Consider the following 3,752-nt stretch of genomic DNA (forward strand, 5'->3'; position numbering starts at 1 on the left):
GATTTCAACCTCGCCGAAGTGCAGACCGGCACGCTCAACCTGACCGGCCTGTTTGCGCCGACGACCGTCGGCCTGGTCGATGCTCCTGGCACGCTCCAGGCCACGGCGCAGAACCTGCCGTCCAACGTAACCGACAACGGGCTCGTGCGCCTGGCTCAAGATGTCGACGGCACCTACAGCGGCACGATCTCGGGCACCGGCGCGCTGGAAAAGGCCGGCGCGGGCACATTGACGATGACCCCCGCAGCAGCCGGCGGCAACACGTATTCCGGCGGCACGTCGGTTCTGGGCGGCACGCTCGCGATCGGCGCCGATAACGCGCTGGGCGCCCCGGCCGGCGGGCTGACGCTCGACGGCGGCACGCTGCGCCTGAACAATGCGCTCGATCTGGCCGCGACACGTCCCATCGTGCTTGGCGCGGCGGGTGGTGTCATCGATACGCAAAATTTCGATACCACCATCAAGCAGAACATCTCGGGCGCGGGATCGCTGACGAAGCTCGGCGCCGGGCAGCTTTTGCTGCAGGCGCCGACCACATTTACAGGCGGCACCACGTTGAGCGCCGGCACCCTCGCCGTAGGCGACAGCTCGCACCCCGGCGCATCGCTTGGCGGCGGCGGGCCGGTTTCCATCGCGGCAGGGACGAATCTGGGGGGCTACGGGAGCATCGTCGGCAATGTCACCAACAACGGCACGATCTTCGCGGCGAATGCGCTGCCGGCGTTTGCATCGGGAGGAACCGGCGCGTTGAACGTGCGCGGGCAGCTCACGAACAACGGCCTCGCGCAGATTGCCGGCGCAGGCGTTGGCAATCAGCTTGTCGTGACGGGCAGTTACGTCGGGCAGAACGCCCGGATTGCGCTCAATACGGTCGTCGGTCCCGACAACTCGGCTTCGGACAAGCTGGTCGTCAGCGGCGGTAATGCCAGCGGGTCCAGCACGTTGCTGATCCACAACGTTGGCGGCACGGGCGCCGCGACCACCGCCGACGGCATCCAGGTGGTTCAGGCCGCGAATGGCGCCACATCGGCCGCTGGCGCGTTCTCATTGCCGGCGTCCATACAGGCGGGCGCCTATACCTACTATCTCGCGAAGGGCGGCGTCACGGCGGGGACGAGCGAAAGCTGGTATCTGCGAAATACCGTCGCCGCCGCAGCGCCGCCCGTAGTCACGCCGCCGACCTCGCCAGGAACGCCCGGAACGCCGACGACACCGGCCACGCCCGCGACGCCATCGGAGCCCACAACACCCACGACGCCCGGCGCGCCCTCCGGCACGACTCCGCCTTCAGACGATACCCCGTCCGTTCCCACCGCCGCGCCCGGCACGCCGCCGCTTCCCGCGCCGCCGCCAGCTGGTTCAGCGCCCATCCCGGTGTACCGGCCGGAAGTGGCGCTTTACGCCGCCATCCCCATGGTCGCGCGCGAACTCGGCTTCCAGCAGATCGACAACTTCCACGACCGCCAGGGCGACCAGTCCCTCCTCACCGAAACCGGCGCGCTGCCGGCCGCGTGGGGCCGCGTCTGGGGCGCGCATTCGGTGCAGCGCCAGGACGGCGCAGCCAATCCTGAATTCGACGGCTCTGTTTTCGGCGCGCAAGTCGGTCACGACATCTACGCTGACTCCACCGCAAGCGGCCACAAGAATCACTACGGCCTGTTCCTGGGTTTTGCGCGCGCGACCGGCGATATCGATGGTTTCGCGCTCGGCTTTCCGAACGTGAACGTCGGCCATTTGTCGATGAATGCGTACAGTCTCGGCGGCTACTGGACGCACGTCGGCCCCACGGGGTGGTACACGGACGCCGTGCTGATGGGTTCGTCGATTACGGTCGACCCGTTGTCGAATCAGGGAACCGGCGCGGGGACGCACGGGACAGCCGTGACCGGTTCGGTGGAAGGCGGCTTCCCGATAGCGCTCGGCAACGCGTTCGTTGTCGAGCCGCAGGCGCAGATCCTCTGGCAGAACTTGTCGCTCAATGAATTCAATGACGGCGTGTCGTCTGTCTCGTTCAACAATGGCAACACGTACATCGGGCGCCTCGGTGTGAGGCTGCAACACACCTTCAGCAACGCAGGCGTGACGTGGCAGCCTTATGCGCGGGTCAGCGTCCTGCGTGCGTTCGGCGAGGGCGACAGCACGACGTTTGCAGGGACCACGACCATCCCGGGGAGCGTTGGACAAACATCGGGACAATTGAACGTGGGACTCGTTGCCCAGGTCACGCGCTCGGGCAGCGCGTTCGTGACGGCGAGCTACCTCACCAATCTCGGCGGCTCGCATCAACGGACGATAGGCGGCAACGCCGGCGTCCGGTGGAAATGGTAGAACCGGCTGCGTCCTACTGACCGAGTTTCAGCGCGCTGCAGTCGGGCGTGCCGTTGCTTTTCAGGAGCGGCGTGATGCCCTGCGCTTGGGCGATGAGATATCGGCAACCCGTTTCGTGATCGGTTTCCAACTGCAGATTGATGTCCTCGGTGGTCTCGCGCGTGAATCGGTTGAAGCTCGCGCGAGAGGCGGGTTTCGAGTCAGCGCTCGCGATCTTCGAGACATTCGGTGTGTTCTGGGCATGCGCTGCGAACGACGCGCTTGCCGCCAGCAATACCAACAACCTCTTCATGTGCGTTCCTCGTGACGTTTTGCGCGCAAAGACACACGCATTCCGTTCGATGACATCTACCGCCCGAGGTTCAACCTGCCGCCGTGCTCGCGCAAATAGTTATCGAGGATGGCCAGGACATCCGGCAGATTGCGCCGTCCCAGGCCGATACGAATATGGGTATCACCGTGATCCAGCAACGTGCCGGGAAGCAGCAGCACGCCGGTACGTTCGAGCACTTCCGCGCAGAAGCGCTCCGCGCCGCCCTGCTTCAACCGCGGAAAGGCTACCGTGCCGGCGCGTGGCCGATGCCATTCCAGGATCTCGTGATGGCGCGCAAAAAATGGATCGAGCAAAGCCAGATTGCTCCGGACGATTGCTGTATTCCGCTCGATCAATGCGCTGGTATTGCGCACCGCGATGGCCGCTAGAAACTCGCTCGGCGCGCTATTGCAGATGGTCAGATAGTCCTTGAACGTGTTCATGGCAGCCAGCACATCCCGATCGCGCGTTGCAACCCAGCCAACGCGCAAGCCCGCGAGACCATGCGACTTCGATAACGCGCCAAGCGAGATCGCTTTCTCGTAGACGTCGCACGCGGCAGGCAGCCTGTGCGCCGGATCATGCTCGAGTCCCCTATAGACCTCGTCGCTGAAAAGCCAGAGACCGTGTTTGCGCGCGAAGTCGACGATTGCATCGAACCGTTCTCGATCCGGAAGATAACCCGTGGGATTGTGCGGCGCGCAGATGAGCAAGGCTTTCGTTTCGGGACGCAGCAACGTTTCGAGTTCGTCGGGATCGAGCGCCCAGCCCTCGGCTTCACGCGCCATCCAGGGCGACACCGATACACCCAGCGCCTGCGCCACCGAGTAATGCGACTGATAGCCAGGCATATGCACGATCATGTGATCACCGGCCTCGAGCATCGTGTTCACGAACGAGTAGATCGCTTCCTGCGCGCCTGTGTGCACGATCAGATCATCCGTGCCGATCGACTCGTACAAGGTTGCCAGTTCTCGCCGAAGCTCGGGCGCCCCTGGGTATTCCGTGTAGCCCAGCCACGTGTTGTTGAAGGCATCGGCAGAACCGGGTTCGAGCGCGAGAAGATCCGCGACCGACATCGACTCCGGGTCGGAACTGCACATCAGATAGC

General features: G+C 64.5%; 3 protein-coding genes. 1 reads left to right on the top strand and 2 read right to left on the bottom strand.

The window, feature by feature from the left end:
* On the top strand, positions 1 to 2,328 hold a 2,328-nt coding region (locus ACFFAR_RS27500; RefSeq protein WP_375508849.1), incomplete at its 5' end, for an autotransporter outer membrane beta-barrel domain-containing protein.
* A gap of 13 nt (positions 2,329 to 2,341) precedes the next feature.
* Here the strand turns inward: ACFFAR_RS27500 and ACFFAR_RS27505 are convergent.
* On the bottom strand, positions 2,342 to 2,620 hold the full coding sequence (locus tag ACFFAR_RS27505) for a DUF6440 family protein (protein ID WP_375508850.1): 279 nt from the start codon (positions 2,618 to 2,620) through the stop codon (positions 2,342 to 2,344).
* A gap of 56 nt (positions 2,621 to 2,676) precedes the next feature.
* On the bottom strand, positions 2,677 to 3,752 hold a 1,076-nt coding region (locus tag ACFFAR_RS27510), incomplete at its 5' end, for an aminotransferase class I/II-fold pyridoxal phosphate-dependent enzyme (RefSeq protein WP_174364405.1).

This window comes from uncultured Caballeronia sp., from assembly GCF_964243625.1.
Classification (GTDB): Bacteria; Pseudomonadota; Gammaproteobacteria; order Burkholderiales; family Burkholderiaceae; genus Caballeronia.

What these genes read in the sequence shown, in the direction of transcription:
- ACFFAR_RS27505 (WP_375508850.1), bottom strand. Translation starts at nt 2,620, where the DNA reads ATGAAGAGGTTGTTGGTATTGCTGGCGGCAAGCGCGTCGTTCGCAGCG.